The organism is Pseudomonas sp. MDT1-85, assembly GCF_054898065.1.
The window spans coordinates 5236508-5249634 of record NZ_CM142715.1 but is presented as its reverse complement, the minus strand read 5'-3'; the positions used below and the strand labels follow the sequence as shown (position 1 = coordinate 5249634).

Below are 13127 nucleotides of genomic sequence, written 5' to 3'. Positions count from 1 at the left end.
CCACTGTGGGAGCGAGCCTGCTCGCGATGAGGGCCTGGTATTCAACATTAATGTTGACTGACAGACCGCTATCGCGAGCAGGCCCGCTCCCACATTGGTTTTGGGTTGTTTGTAATACTGCGTTCCTTCATTGAGATCTGCGATTTCCATGTCCTCAACCCCGCCCATTGGCCAACCCGCCTACGTCCTCCACTCCCGCGCCTATCGCGAAAGCAGCGCGTTGGTGGATTTCCTTACGCCGCAAGGTCGGCTGCGGGCAGTATTACGTAGCGCACGGGGCAAGGCCGGGACGTTGGCGCGGCCGTTCGTGCCGCTGGAAGTCGAGTTCCGTGGTCGGGGCGAGTTGAAAAACGTCGGTCGAATGGAAAGCGCCGGTGTTTCCACCTGGCTCAACGGCGAGGCGCTGTTCAGCGGTCTCTACCTCAACGAATTGCTGATCCGTCTGCTGCCCGCCGAAGACCCTCATCCCGCAGTTTTCGATCACTATGCCGCGACCCTGCTCGCCCTGGCCGAAGGCCGTCCATTGGAACCTTTGCTGCGCTCCTTTGAATGGCGTTTGCTCGACGACCTCGGTTATGGCTTCGCGTTAAGCACCGACATCCACGGCGACCCCATCGCGCCGGACGGCCTCTATCGCTTGCAAGTGGATGCAGGCCTGGAGCGGGTCTACCTGCTACAACCCGGTCTGTTCAACGGCACTGAACTGCTGGCCATGGCGGATGCCGACTGGTCCGCGCCCGGTGCGCTATCCGCTGCCAAGCGCTTGATGCGTCAGGCATTGGCCGTCCATCTGGGCGGTCGTCCTCTAGTCAGCCGCGAGTTGTTTCGCAAGCCATAGTTTCGCAAGCCATAGGAACGGTTGATGCTTGCGTCAACAGACCCTGTCTCCCCGTGTATGCTGTGCACCGAATTTTCCCTTCTTCAGGAGCGCTTCCGTGACCACCAGCAATCGCATTCTTCTTGGCGTGAACATCGACCACGTTGCCACCCTGCGCCAGGCCCGCGGAACTCGTTACCCGGATCCGGTCAAGGCAGCGTTGGACGCAGAAGAGGCGGGCGCTGATGGCATCACTGTGCACCTGCGCGAAGACCGTCGGCACATCCAGGAGCGCGACGTGCTGCTGCTCAAGGACGTGCTGCAAACCCGCATGAACTTCGAAATGGGCGTCACCGAAGAAATGATGGCGTTCGCCGAACGCATCCGCCCGGCGCACATTTGCCTGGTCCCGGAAACACGTCAGGAACTGACCACCGAAGGCGGTCTGGACGTGGCAGGGCAGGAGACGCGGATCAAGGCAGCGGTGGATCGCCTGGCGAAAATCGGCTGTGAAGTGTCACTGTTCATCGACGCAGACGAACGGCAGATCGAAGCGTCCCGCCGTGTCGGTGCGCCAGCCATTGAACTGCACACCGGGCGTTATGCGGATGCCGAGACACCAACCGAAGTCGCTGAAGAGCTCAAGCGCGTGGCCGATGGCGTGGCATTTGGTCTGGCCCAAGGGCTGATCGTCAACGCCGGTCACGGTCTGCACTATCACAACGTCGAGGCTGTTGCGGCGATCAAAGGCATCAACGAACTGAACATCGGCCATGCGCTGGTGGCCCATGCGTTGTTCGTCGGGTTCAAGTCGGCTGTTTCTGAAATGAAAGCGCTGATTCTGGCGGCTGCTTCCAAGGCTTAAGATCAAAAGATCGCAGCCTTCGGCAGCTCCTACAGGGTGTACACAAATCCCTGTAGGAGCTGCCGAAGGCTGCGATCTTTTGCTTTAAAGCTGCGGGGTTTCCTGGCTCGGCTTGGTCTTGTCGACCCCCGGCACATGCAGGTTGCCCTCGGCGACCTGATTGCCTTCGAGCTGCGGCTGTGTGACCCACGTCAGGATGTCGTAATAGCGACGGATGTTCGCTACGAAATGCACCGGTTCGCCGCCCCGGGCGTAGCCGTAACGAGTCTTGCTGTACCACTGTTTCTGCGACAGGCGCGGCAGGATCTTCTTCACGTCCAGCCACTTGTCCGGGTTCAACCCTGCCTTGGCCGTCAATTTGCGCGCGTCATCCAGATGACCGCTGCCAACGTTGTAGGCTGCGAGCGCGAACCACGTACGATCCGGCTCCTGGATCGACTCATCCAGTTGCTCCTTCATGTAGGCCAGGTACTTCGCGCCGCCCATGATGCTCTGTTTGGGGTCCAGGCGATTGGACACGCCCATGGCTTGCGCCGTGTTCTGGGTCAGCATCATCAATCCGCGCACGCCGGTCTTGGACGTGACCGCCGCTTGCCACAGCGATTCCTGATAACCGACCGCGGCCAACAAGCGCCAGTCGACTTTCTCTTTCTTGGCGTACGTCTTGAAATGCTGTTCGTACTTGGGCAGACGCTGTTGCAGATGCTGGGCGAAGGTGTAGGCGCCCATGTAACCCAGCACGTCGACGTGCCCGTAATAGCGATCCTTGAGCCGTTGCAGGGTGCCGTTTTTCTTCACTTGGTCGAGGTAGGTATTGATCTCGTTGAGCAGGCTGTTGTCTTCGCCGGCGGCCACGGCCCAGCTCTGATTGCTGGCGTCACCGAGATCGAAAGCGACCCGCACGTTGGGGAAGTAGACCTGGTTCATCGCGACTTCGTTGGAGTCGACCAGGGTCAGATCGATCTGGGCTTCATCGACCATGCGCAGCAAGTCGACGACTTCAACCGCGTCGGACTCTTCGTATTCAATGCGGGGATATTTCTTTTTCAGCTCTGCCAATTGCTCGGCGTGGGTGCTGCCCTTGAGCACCATGATCTTCTTGCCGACCAGATCGCCTGCGTCGGTCGGCCGCGACTGGCCGTTGCGGTAGATGATCTGTGGGGTGACTTCGAGGTAAGAGTGGGAAAACCGCACCTGCTGTTTACGTTGTTCGCTGCTGACCAGACCGGCAGCAGCCAGCACCGGGCCATTGGGCTTGCCCACCTGATTGAACAGGTCGTCGAGGTTGTCGGCGGTTTCGATCTTGAGTTCGACCCCCAGATCGTCGGCGAAGCGCTTCACCAGCTCGTATTCGAAGCCGGTTTCACCGTTGCGATCCTGAAAGTAGGTGGCGGGACTGTTACGGGTAACCACCCGCAGCACGCCATCCTCCTTTACGCGCTCCAGCGTGTTGGGTTTATCAACACAGCCACCGAGCACCAGGAAGAGTCCGGTTGCGATCAGCCATTTGGCGTACCGCGGACGCAAAGCCGTTGGGGAAAACATCTGCGCAGTATACGCAAAGGACCACGAGCGCCATATCTCGACAGCGAAGGGCTTGTCTGCTAGAGGGTCTAAAGCCCGCTTGGAGCCCGCAGGAATGGGCCCGGACAGCATTTTGTGACAGAAAAAATAACCCACGGCGCGCGCCTGTTCAGGGCCCGAATACTCGGCCCGACGTTCGGGTGCAGCCGTGCGTACCGTTTCGGGTGATGTCGCGGGCGGTTTAGGCTAGAATGCACGGCCTCAAAGCACACCCCTTCCCGAGGCTGTCCCGAAGATGTTGATCCTGCGCGGCGCTCCTGCCCTTTCTGCCTTTCGCCACAGCAAACTCCTTGAGCAACTGAGCCAGAAGGTTCCGGCTGTCAGCGGCTTGTATGCTGAATTCGCTCACTTCGCCGAAGTTACCGGCGTCCTGACCGGCGACGAACAGCAGGTGCTCGCGCGCCTTCTGAAGTACGGCCCAAGCGTTCCAGTACAAGAGCCAACCGGTCGTCTGTTTCTGGTGTTGCCACGTTTCGGCACTATCTCGCCGTGGTCCAGTAAAGCCAGCGACATCGCTCGCAACTGCGGCCTGGCCAAGATCCAGCGCCTGGAGCGCGGCATCGCGTTCTACGTCGCCGGCCAGTTCAGCGATGCCCAGGCGCAGCTGATCGCAAGCGCGCTGCATGACCGCATGACCCAGATCGTATTGGACAACCTTGAACAAGCCGCCGGCCTGTTCAGCCACGCCGAACCCAAGCCCCTGACCGCGATCGACGTGTTGGGTGGCGGCCGCGCCGCGCTGGAAAATGCCAACACCGAGCTGGGCCTGGCCCTGGCCGAAGACGAGATCGACTACCTAGTCGCAGCCTTCGTCGGCTTGAAGCGCAACCCGCACGACATCGAATTGATGATGTTCGCCCAGGCGAACTCCGAGCACTGCCGTCACAAGATCTTCAACGCCAGTTGGGACATCGACGGTCAGAGCCAGGAAAAAAGCCTGTTCGGCATGATCAAGAACACCTACGTGATGCACAGCGAAGGCGTTCTGTCGGCTTATAAGGACAACGCTTCGGTGATCGTCGGCAACGTCGCCGGTCGTTTCTTTCCGGACCCTGAAACCCGCCAGTACGGCGCGGTGCAGGAACCGGTGCACATCCTGATGAAAGTCGAAACTCACAACCACCCGACCGCGATTGCCCCGTTCCCGGGCGCATCCACCGGTTCTGGCGGCGAGATTCGCGACGAAGGTGCAACCGGTCGCGGCGCCAAGCCAAAGGCTGGCCTGACCGGTTTCACCGTGTCCAACCTGCAAATCCCGGGTTTCGAGCAGCCGTGGGAAGTGCCATACGGCAAGCCTGAGCGCATCGTTACCGCGCTGGATATCATGATCGAAGGCCCACTGGGTGGCGCCGCGTTCAACAACGAATTCGGCCGTCCGGCCCTGACCGGCTACTTCCGTACCTTCGAACAATCGATCACCACCCCGCGTGGCGACGAAGTTCGCGGTTACCACAAGCCGATCATGCTGGCCGGCGGCATGGGTAACATCCGTGCTGAACACGTACAGAAAGGCGAGATCACCGTTGGCTCCAAGCTGATCGTTCTTGGCGGCCCGGCAATGCTCATCGGCCTGGGTGGCGGCGCGGCTTCCTCCATGGCCACCGGCACCAGCTCGGCGGATCTGGACTTTGCATCCGTACAGCGCGAAAACCCGGAAATGGAACGTCGCTGCCAGGAAGTCATCGACCGTTGCTGGCAGTTGGGTGACAAGAACCCGATCAGCTTCATCCACGACGTCGGCGCGGGCGGTCTGTCCAACGCCTTCCCGGAACTGGTCAACGACGGCAACCGTGGCGGTCGCTTCGAACTGCGCAACATTCCAAACGACGAGCCGGGCATGGCCCCGCACGAAATCTGGAGTAACGAATCCCAGGAACGCTACGTTCTGGCAGTCGGCCCAGCGGACTTCGAACGCTTCCAGGCGATCTGCGAACGTGAGCGTTGCCCGTTTGCCGTGGTCGGCGAAGCCACTGCCGAACCGCAACTGACCGTGACCGACAGCCACTTCGGCAACAGCCCGGTAGACATGCCGCTCGAAGTGCTGCTGGGTAAAGCCCCGCGCATGCACCGTTCGGCCGTTCGCGAAAACGAGCTGGGTGACGATTTCGATCCGTCGACCCTCGACATCGGCGACTGCGTCGAGCGCGTTCTGCATCACCCGGCCGTGGCCAGCAAAAGCTTCCTGATCACCATCGGCGACCGCACCATCACCGGCCTCGTGGCCCGTGATCAAATGGTCGGCCCGTGGCAGGTTCCGGTGGCCGACGTTGCCGTCACCGCCACCAGCTTCGACGTCTACACCGGTGAAGCCATGGCCATGGGCGAGCGTACTCCGCTGGCTCTGCTGGACGCTCCGGCGTCGGGCCGCATGGCCATCGGCGAAACCCTGACCAACATCGCGGCGTCGCGCATCGCCAAAATCTCCGACATCAAACTGTCGGCGAACTGGATGTCCGCCGCCGGTCACCCGGGTGAAGACGCGCGTCTGTACGACACCGTGAAAGCAGTCGGCATGGAGTTGTGCCCGGACCTCGGCATCACCATTCCGGTGGGCAAGGACTCGATGTCCATGGCCACCCGCTGGAACGACGAAGGTGTCGACAAGACTGTGACTTCGCCGATGTCGCTGATCGTGACCGGTTTCGCGCCAGTGGCTGACATCCGTCAGACCATGACCCCGCAACTGCGCATGGACAAGGGCACCACTGACCTGATCCTGATCGACCTCGGTCGCGGTCAGAACCGCATGGGCGCCTCGATCCTGGCCCAGGTTCACGGCAAGCTCGGCTCGCAAGCACCGGATGTCGACGACGCCGAAGACCTCAAAGCCTTCTTCGCCGTGATCCAGGGCCTCAACGCCGACGGTCACCTGCTGGCTTACCACGACCGTTCCGACGGTGGTCTGTTGACCAGCACCGTGGAAATGGCCTTCGCCGGCCATTGTGGTCTGAGCCTGAACCTCGACGGTCTGGCAGAAACCTCCGCCGACATCGCTGCAATCCTGTTCAACGAAGAACTGGGCGCCGTGATCCAGGTTCGCCAGGACGCTACTCCAGACATCCTCGCGCAGTTCAGCGCAGCGGGCCTGGGTGACTGCGTGTCGGTGATCGGTCAGCCAATGAACAACGGCGAGATCAGCATCACGTTCAACGGCGACACCGTGTTCGAAGGTCAGCGTCGTCTGCTGCAACGTCAGTGGGCTGAAACCAGCTACCGGATCCAGCGTCTGCGTGATAACGCCGACTGCGCCGAACAAGAGTTCGACGTGCTGCTGGAAGAAGATAACCCGGGCCTGAACGTCAAGCTCAGCTACGACGTCAACCAGGACGTCGCCGCGCCTTACATCAAGAAAGGCATTCGCCCACAGGTTGCCGTTTTGCGTGAGCAGGGCGTCAACGGTCAGGTGGAAATGGCGGCCGCGTTCGACCGCGCCGGTTTCAACGCGATCGACGTGCACATGAGCGACATCCTGGCCGGCCGTGTCGACCTGAACGAGTTCAAAGGTCTGGTGGCTTGCGGCGGTTTCTCCTACGGCGACGTACTGGGTGCCGGCGAAGGCTGGGCTAAGTCCGCGCTGTTCAACAGCCGCGCTCGCGATGCCTTCCAGGGTTTCTTCGAGCGTAACGACAGCTTCACCCTCGGCGTGTGCAACGGTTGCCAGATGATGTCCAACCTGCACGAGCTGATCCCGGGCAGCGAGTTCTGGCCGCACTTCGTGCGCAACCGTTCCGAGCAGTTCGAAGCGCGCGTGGCGATGGTACAGATCCAGGAGTCGAACTCGATCTTCCTGCAAGGCATGGCCGGTTCGCGCATGCCGATTGCCATCGCGCACGGTGAAGGCCATGCCGAATTCGCCAGCGAAGAAGCGTTGCTGGAAGCCGATCTGTCGGGTTGCGTGGCGATGCGTTTCGTCGACAACCACGGCAAGGTCACCGAAAACTACCCGGCCAACCCGAACGGCTCGCCGCGCGGGATCACCGGTTTGACCAGCCGTGACGGTCGCGTGACCATCATGATGCCGCACCCGGAGCGTGTATTCCGCGCCGTGCAGAACTCGTGGCGTTCGGAAGACTGGAACGAAGACGCACCTTGGATGCGTATGTTCCGTAATGCGCGGGTCTGGGTAAACTAAGAGCGGGTTAACTAAGCGCTATGTATAAGCTTGCCTTTTTTGTTCCGGCCAGTCATGTCGAAGTGGTCAAGAGTGCTGTGTTCGCCGCCGGTGGCGGGCGGATCGGGGCTTATGATCACTGCGCGTGGCAGGTGTTCGGGTTGGGTCAGTTTCGTCCGCTGGATGGCAGTCAGCCGTTTATTGGTGAAGCGGGGCAGGTCGAGCAGGTTGAGGAATGGAAGGTTGAGCTTGTGGTCAGCGATGAGTTGATTCGGGCGGTGGTGGTGGCTCTGAAAGAGAGTCATCCCTATGAGACGCCGGCTTATGAGGTATGGCGGTTGGAAGATTTTTGATCTTCCTGGCCGCTGAAATGAAAAAACCCGCTGAAGTGATTCAGCGGGTTTTTTTATGTGCGCCTGGCATAGGCGCCATCTGCAACAAGCCGATCAGTCGATGTACTCAAACAACTTCACGATCTTCTGCACGCCGGAAACGCCTTGCACCAGATTGGTTGCCTGGGCCGCTTCCTGCTTGGTCAGCAGACCCAGCAAGTAGACGATACCGTTTTCGGTCACAACTTTGATGCGCGAGCCCGGGATGGAGGCGTCGGTGAGCATCTGGGTCTTGATCTTGGTGGTCAGCCAGGTGTCGTTCTGACGCGCCAGCAGCGAGGATGGTTGCAGCACTTGCAGTTCGTTGTGCACCTTCTTGACCCGCTGAACGGCGGCGGCAACCTGTTCGGCCTTGGCCTTGAGGTCGGCGCGAGGGGTTTGCCCGGCGAGCAGCACTACGCCGTTGAAGCTGGTGACGACGATGTGCGAGTTGTTGTCCAGGTCCGGATCGGCCTTGGCGATGTTTACACCTGCCTTGGTTTCGATCAGGGAGTCGTCGATTTTACTGCCGAAGGTGCGGGTGCCACGGTCATCATCGATCGGTGCTTCACGGCTGGCGTTAACCACCGAGGTGCAGCCGCTGATGCCAAGGCACAGGGTCAAGGCCAGAAGGCCTAGGCGATTAGGGGTCATTCTTCACTCCCGAACAGTTGGCTGTCGATCAAATCGCAGAGGCAATGGATCGCCAGCAGGTGGACTTCCTGAATACGTGCGGTGACGTTGGCCGGTACGCGAATCTCGACGTCCTCAGGCAATAGCAGTGACGCCATGCCGCCGCCATCACGACCGGTCAATGCTACGACAATCATTTCGCGATCATGTGCGGCCTGGATCGCTTGAATTATGTTTGCCGAGTTGCCGCTGGTGGAAATCGCCAGCAAAACATCACCCGGCTGGCCGAGGGCGCGAATCTGTTTGGAGAAGATTTCGTTGTAGCTGTAATCGTTGGCGATCGAGGTGATCGTCGAACTGTCGGTGGTCAGCGCGATGGCGGGCAGGCTCGGGCGCTCGCGTTCGAAGCGGTTGAGCAGCTCGGACGAGAAGTGCTGTGCGTCACCGGCGGAACCGCCGTTGCCGCAGGACAGCATTTTGCCCTCGTTGAGCAGGGCGTTGACCATGACCTGGCTGGCTTGCTCGATGTGCGGTGCAAGTACGTCCATCGCCTGTTGCTTGGTGTCGATACTGGCCTGAAAAAGCTGGCGAATTCGCGATTGCATGTCCATCTGTGTGACCTTAATTAGCGCGGCTACTCGGCACATGAATGTGCAGCCCGCAAAGCAAAGAGCAAAAGTGTTGGGTGAAGGTGTCCGGTTCGGGACGCAAGCGATCAGCTGTCGAAGGCATTCTGCAACCAGTTCAACTGATCAAGGTTGCTGTCGATGGCAACCACGTCGAAGCGGCAGGGGGAATTGGCCCAACGCGACTCGCGCTGAAGAAAATACTGCGCGGCAAAAATCAGTTTCTGCCGTTTGCGCCCATCGATGCTATCGAGCGCGCCACCCCATTGGGTGTTTTTTCTATAACGGACTTCGACGAATACTACTGTATCGCCATCAAGCATGACCAGATCAAGCTCGCCGCGTTTACACAACCAGTTCTGCGCCAGCAGGCGCAGACCTTGTTGTTGAAGATGCTCGAGCGCATGACGCTCGGCATCTTTGCCGCTTTGCTGGCGTGACCTGTCAGGCATCAGCGCGAGGTGTCCGGCAGGCGTTGAATCTGACCGTTGGTGAACTCTGCCCACGGCAACTGACGCTCGACCCGTTGATTCTGAGTCATGCCCAGGCTGCCCGATTGACCCTGGATGCGGCTGTCCGGCAAGGCCTTGAGTTGGCCCAGGCGCGGTGCCAGACGATAGGCGTCAACGCCCATCGCGTACAGACGGCCCAGGCTGCCGCCGGCTTGCGGCCATTGTGCAGTGACTTGTTTACGCAGCGGGTCGTTGGCATCCAGCAGCCATGGGGTTTCGCAGAAGCGAATACCGTTCATGTCGTTGTACTGGTTCTGGTCGCCGCTGGCGCTGAATACGTGGGAGGTAGCGTAAACCGGCACGTCACCCGCGTACTGGAAGTTCAGGGTCGGTTTGATCTGTTGAGCCTGTTGCGGCGTTGCGGCCAGGAAGATGAACTCGATGTCCTGACGACGCGAAGGTTGTGCGGCAACCTGCGAGCCAACGGTGCTTTGCAGGCTCTTGGCGCGGCCTTCGCTCTGGCGCAGCTGGAACATGTCGGCAATTTGCTGGGCCAGCTGCACTGGTTGGTCGACGCGTTCGGTGGCGACGATGCTGCCACCGTTGGCTTGCCAATCCTGGCTGAACGCCCTGAGTACGCGGTCGCCCCATTCGCCTTTCGGCACCATGATCGCGGCGCGGTGCAGGCCATCGGCGCGCGCACGACGGGACACTTCGCGGGCTTCGTCTTCAGCGGCAAGACCAAACTGGAACAGTTGGGCCGGACCTTGTTCGCCTTCGCTGTAGTTCAGCGCCAGGGTAGTGATCGGCAATTGCGGGCGAGTGCTGAGCTGTTTGACCAGCGGCTTCTCCAGTGGGCCGATGACCAGTTGCACGCCATCGGCCTGGGCCTTGCGATAGAACTCGTCGAGGGAGGTCAGTCGCGAGCTGTCATAGAACTCGATGGCTGGCGGTTTCTGCCCGGCTTGTTGCGCCTGGTAGTGAGCGGCCATGAAGCCTTCGCGCAGTGCTTTGCCAACCGAACCCAGCGGGCCGTCCTGGGGCAGCAGCAGGGCGATCTTGCTCAGGGGCTGGCTGGCCAGTTCCTTGAGTTTGGTCAGGGGCAACGGCAGCTGGGTGGCAGCCGGATGCTTTGGATTCTGTTCGCGCCAGCTGTCGATCGCAGCTTGCTGCTGTTCCAGGGTGCCGGCCGTTTTCACCGCCAGCGCCAGACGGATCCAGCCGCCGAGGTCATCGTCGGTGGTCGGCTGCAATTGATCGGTCGGCAGCGAAGCGATCAGGGTCCAGATCGCTTCGTGGTTTTTGCTGGCTGCTTCACCTTCAAGCATCGGCGCAATAAAGATGCGCTCCCGTGCGGCGGCCAAGGTCTGGCCGTCAGCCTCAAGGGCCCGGGCATGAACGGTGCCGGTGCGAACCTGCTGCTCGACGGGCAGTTCGCCCAAGCGTTGCAGGCTCGGATGGCTCAGGGCAGTCAGCGCCGCTTTGGGCTGATTGCGGACCATGGCCAGTTCAGCCGCCAGGGTACTGGCAAAGACTTGTTGGCCTGGCTTGAGTTGTTCCATCGGCACCTGTTGCAAGATTTGCGCGGACTGGCCGGCATTACCCTGACGATAAGCCAGGTCTGCCGCGCTCAAGCGCAAAAGGGCGGCTTTTTCCGGCGTTTTACTTTGAGCGGCCTGTTCGAGCAGTTGCTCGATACTGGCGTCCGGGGTCCGTGGAAGTTCGCCAAGGCTGGAAGAGGGCGAGCTGGCGCAGGCCGCCAGCAAGGCAGCGAGGCAGAGGGCAGTGAACAGCCGCAGGCAAGCGATCATGTAGTGTTCCTGATACTCGATCAAATTAGCGTGGAATTGTACCCAAGCACTGGCCGGGGCGCGATGTTACTGGCGTGAATCGATCAATTTAGCTCGTGCAAATGTTGCGGCACTGCACAAAAGGCTGGAAAACCCGGGGAGGGTGAGGCGTATCGCAAGCGCCGCTACGCGCTACAATGTCGCCTTTTACCGATCATGAGGTGTGCGCTTTGACTGCTCCAGGTGCTTTGAATTCCGCTGCTGGCTCGCTTTATGTGGTGGCGACGCCCATCGGCAACCTGGACGATATCAGTGCGCGTGCGCTGAAGATCCTGCGTGAGGTCGCCTTGATCGCGGCCGAAGATACTCGCCATTCCCAGCGATTGATGCAGCATTTCGGTATTCCTACGCCGCTGGCGGCCTGTCATGAACACAACGAGCGGGAGGAGGGTAACCGCTTTATCACGCGTTTGCTGGCGGGCGACGATGTGGCGTTGATTTCCGACGCCGGCACACCGTTGATTTCCGATCCGGGTTATCACCTGGTACGTCAGGCTCGTGCCGCGGGAATCAATGTGGTGCCGGTTCCGGGGGCGTGTGCCTTGATTGCGGCATTGTCGGCGGCGGGGTTGCCGTCCGACCGTTTCATCTTCGAAGGTTTTTTGCCGGCCAAGGCTGTCGGCCGACGTGCTCGTCTGGAACTGGTAAAAGAAGAGCCGCGCACGCTGATTTTCTACGAAGCACCGCACCGCATCCTGGAATGCCTGCAAGACATGGAGCTGGTATTCGGTGCCGAACGTCCGGCGTTGCTGGCGCGAGAACTGACCAAGACCTTTGAAACCCTTAAAGGCTTGCCGCTGGCCGAGTTGCGCGAGTTCGTCGAATCGGACAGCAATCAACAGCGTGGCGAGTGTGTGGTGCTGGTGGCGGGCTGGACTGCCCCCGAGACCGAAGACGCTGTCAGCAGTGAAGCCATGCGTATTCTCAACTTGTTACTCGAAGAGATGCCGCTCAAGCGTGCGGCGGCATTGGCCGCGCAAATTACCGGCGAGCGCAAGAATGTGCTCTATCAGGTCGCGCTGGATAAACAGAAGGGCGAGTAAAACCGACGTGCAGCGCCGGCCAGAGGCTTTTAGCGCTTGTTCTTCGGCCGCTCTGCCGTTAACCTTCGCGGCGGAGAGTCGATCGGACAGTCGCTGCCCTCTATGAAAATTAGGGGGGGGAGGAAAGTCCGGGCTCCATAGGGCGAAGTGCCAGGTAATGCCTGGGAGGCGTGAGCCTACGGAAAGTGCCACAGAAAATAACCGCCTAAGCGCTTCGGCGCCGGTAAGGGTGAAAAGGTGCGGTAAGAGCGCACCGCACGTCTGGCAACAGTTCGTGGCTAGGTAAACCCCACTTGGAGCAAGACCAAATAGGGTCCCAAGGCGTGGCCCGCGCTGGGACCGGGTAGGTTGCTAAAGATGTCCAGTGATGGCCATCGTAGACGAATGACTGTTCAAGACAGAACCCGGCTTACAGATCGACTCTCCACCTTTTTTTCCTCTCTGCCGAATCTTTGGCAGGGAGTGCGTAATGGCAATTCCCCTCCCTGCTGAATCAATAGCAGAAGCGCTTTTGTAATACCGAAAAAATCTTACTCTTAACAAACTACTTTAACTTCTGAACGCAGCCTTCTGTGCTGATTCAAGTTATTGAGCGAATTCATCCGTCAGATTCCCGTTAACCCTCCTTTTACGCTCCTAAATCTCCGTTCTGTAAGGCTTTTCCTTTAATCCGCGCCTTGACGGTGTGGTGGGCGCATTCCTATAGTGTGCGCAAGTGGCGGAAAGTGGCATGAAGTGGGTTTTTTGAACGTAAAACGCTAATATTTGGAGAAAC

At 59.9% G+C, this 13127-nt stretch carries 10 protein-coding genes and 1 other RNA gene; 6 read left to right on the top strand and 5 right to left on the bottom strand.

What is annotated here, in order from left to right; all coding sequences use genetic code 11:
* The first annotated feature begins 148 nt into the window (after positions 1-148).
* Both recO and pdxJ read left to right on the top strand, forming a co-directional pair.
* Positions 149-838: a DNA repair protein RecO gene (gene recO, locus ACYZT2_RS23520; protein ID WP_461967770.1), complete on the top strand. Its 690-nt coding sequence runs from the start codon at positions 149-151 to the stop codon at positions 836-838.
* Positions 839-935: 97 nt separating this feature from the next.
* Complete coding sequence (gene pdxJ / locus ACYZT2_RS23515) at positions 936-1682, top strand: pyridoxine 5'-phosphate synthase (RefSeq protein WP_461967768.1); 747 nt, start codon at positions 936-938, stop codon at positions 1680-1682.
* A gap of 84 nt (positions 1683-1766) precedes the next feature.
* On the opposite strand, the gene mltF is transcribed toward pdxJ, so the two are convergent.
* Complete coding sequence (mltF, locus tag ACYZT2_RS23510) at positions 1767-3227, bottom strand: membrane-bound lytic murein transglycosylase MltF (RefSeq protein ID WP_461967766.1); 1461 nt, start codon at positions 3225-3227, stop codon at positions 1767-1769.
* Positions 3228-3501: 274 nt separating this feature from the next.
* Between mltF and purL the strand changes: the two genes are divergently transcribed.
* On the top strand, positions 3502-7398 hold the full coding sequence (gene purL / locus ACYZT2_RS23505) for a phosphoribosylformylglycinamidine synthase (RefSeq protein ID WP_461967764.1): 3897 nt from the start codon (positions 3502-3504) through the stop codon (positions 7396-7398).
* Between the two features lie 20 nt (positions 7399-7418).
* Complete coding sequence (locus ACYZT2_RS23500; RefSeq protein WP_461967762.1) at positions 7419-7730, top strand: NGG1p interacting factor NIF3; 312 nt, start codon at positions 7419-7421, stop codon at positions 7728-7730.
* A gap of 93 nt (positions 7731-7823) precedes the next feature.
* Here ACYZT2_RS23500 and ACYZT2_RS23495 read toward each other — a convergent pair whose 3' ends face one another.
* The 4 genes from ACYZT2_RS23495 to ACYZT2_RS23480 all read right to left on the bottom strand — a co-directional run bounded on the left by ACYZT2_RS23495 (position 7824) and on the right by ACYZT2_RS23480 (position 11270).
* Complete coding sequence (locus ACYZT2_RS23495) at positions 7824-8402, bottom strand: BON domain-containing protein (RefSeq protein WP_429429536.1); 579 nt, start codon at positions 8400-8402, stop codon at positions 7824-7826.
* The gene (locus ACYZT2_RS23490; RefSeq protein WP_007904374.1) at positions 8399-8992 is read right to left on the bottom strand and encodes a phosphoheptose isomerase; all 594 of its coding nucleotides are present in this window, start codon (positions 8990-8992) and stop codon (positions 8399-8401) included. Before ACYZT2_RS23490 ends, ACYZT2_RS23495 begins: the two co-directional genes overlap by 4 nt.
* A 104-nt stretch (positions 8993-9096) precedes the next feature.
* Entirely contained in the window at positions 9097-9459 is a 363-nt protein-coding gene (locus ACYZT2_RS23485) for a YraN family protein (protein ID WP_007904371.1), read from the bottom strand.
* Positions 9459-11270: a penicillin-binding protein activator gene (locus tag ACYZT2_RS23480; RefSeq protein ID WP_461967753.1), complete on the bottom strand. Its 1812-nt coding sequence runs from the start codon at positions 11268-11270 to the stop codon at positions 9459-9461. Before ACYZT2_RS23480 ends, ACYZT2_RS23485 begins: the two co-directional genes overlap by 1 nt.
* A 176-nt stretch (positions 11271-11446) precedes the next feature.
* Here ACYZT2_RS23480 and rsmI point away from each other — a divergent pair, with 176 nt between their 5' ends.
* Together rsmI and rnpB are read left to right on the top strand one after the other, a co-directional pair.
* Complete coding sequence (gene rsmI, locus ACYZT2_RS23475; RefSeq protein WP_162130595.1) at positions 11447-12352, top strand: 16S rRNA (cytidine(1402)-2'-O)-methyltransferase; 906 nt, start codon at positions 11447-11449, stop codon at positions 12350-12352.
* Between the two features lie 74 nt (positions 12353-12426).
* Positions 12427-12780: RNase P RNA component class A (gene rnpB / locus ACYZT2_RS23470), an RNA gene on the top strand.
* Positions 12781-13127 lie beyond the last annotated feature (347 nt).

Coding starts and splice junctions, on each gene's coding strand:
- recO (WP_461967770.1), top strand. CDS start 149: ATGTCCTCAACCCCGCCCATTGGCCAACCCGCCTACGTCCTCCACTCC.
- mltF (WP_461967766.1), bottom strand. CDS start 3,227: ATGTTTTCCCCAACGGCTTTGCGTCCGCGGTACGCCAAATGGCTGATC.
- purL (WP_461967764.1), top strand. CDS start 3,502: ATGTTGATCCTGCGCGGCGCTCCTGCCCTTTCTGCCTTTCGCCACAGC.
- ACYZT2_RS23500 (WP_461967762.1), top strand. CDS start 7,419: ATGTATAAGCTTGCCTTTTTTGTTCCGGCCAGTCATGTCGAAGTGGTC.
- ACYZT2_RS23495 (WP_429429536.1), bottom strand. CDS start 8,402: ATGACCCCTAATCGCCTAGGCCTTCTGGCCTTGACCCTGTGCCTTGGC.
- ACYZT2_RS23490 (WP_007904374.1), bottom strand. CDS start 8,992: ATGGACATGCAATCGCGAATTCGCCAGCTTTTTCAGGCCAGTATCGAC.
- ACYZT2_RS23485 (WP_007904371.1), bottom strand. CDS start 9,459: ATGCCTGACAGGTCACGCCAGCAAAGCGGCAAAGATGCCGAGCGTCAT.
- ACYZT2_RS23480 (WP_461967753.1), bottom strand. CDS start 11,270: ATGATCGCTTGCCTGCGGCTGTTCACTGCCCTCTGCCTCGCTGCCTTG.
- rsmI (WP_162130595.1), top strand. CDS start 11,447: ATGTCGCCTTTTACCGATCATGAGGTGTGCGCTTTGACTGCTCCAGGT.